This window comes from Idiomarina sp. UBA4206, from assembly GCF_002383015.1.
GTDB lineage: Bacteria > Pseudomonadota > Gammaproteobacteria > Enterobacterales > Alteromonadaceae > Idiomarina > Idiomarina abyssalis.
In genome coordinates, this window is sequence record NZ_DFTS01000074.1 from 9,923 (window position 1) to 10,524 (window position 602).

The 602-nt window shown below is 50.3% G+C and carries 1 protein-coding gene and 1 pseudogene; one reads left to right on the plus strand and one right to left on the minus strand.

All coding sequences use genetic code 11. The features are described 5' to 3' along the window. Window positions 1-288: pseudogene (locus tag B3180_RS14695) on the plus strand (mechanosensitive ion channel family protein); the annotation flags it as partial. On the opposite strand, the gene B3180_RS14700 reads toward B3180_RS14695, so the two are convergent. Beyond that, on the minus strand, window positions 285-602 hold a 318-nt coding region (locus B3180_RS14700), incomplete at its 5' end, for an ATP-binding cassette domain-containing protein (protein ID WP_286845247.1). The pseudogene B3180_RS14695 and the gene B3180_RS14700 sit on opposite strands and share 4 nt — an antisense overlap.

Sequence of the window (602 nt, forward strand, 5' to 3'; positions counted from 1 at the left end):
ATTGCTGAATTTTATACTCAGCCAGAAGCCGACGCTTATCAAATACGAGACGCTCTGGAAGAAGTGGCTCTGACCAGCCCGTATTTACAGCTGGGCAAGCCCATAGCGGTAACAGCGGCTGAACAACCCTGGGGCACCAAATACCGCTTAAAAGCCTACCCGATAGACCCCAGACAGCAGTTTCAGTTTATTACTGACATGACAGCCCGGGGTAAAAAACGCTTAATGGAACTGGATGTACGCTTCGCCAAAATCGAATCAGACGAAGCGTACGAGCTAAAGCACTAAGCTTCTTTTGCTAAAAAACCACCCGACTGATGACGCCACAACTTAGCGTATAGACCATCCTGGGCAAGCAGCTGTTCGTGGCTGCCCTGCTCAATAATCTCACCCTGATCCATAACCACCAGCTTATCCATAGCAGCAATAGTCGATAAACGGTGAGCAATGGCAATAACGGTTTTGCCCTGCATCAGTTGGTACAGGTTTTCCTGAATGGCATTTTCTACCTCGGAGTCGAGTGCGGAAGTGGCTTCGTCCAGAATCAGAATGGGGGCGTCTTTTAGCATGACGCGGGCTATGGCAATGCGCTGGCGCTGGCC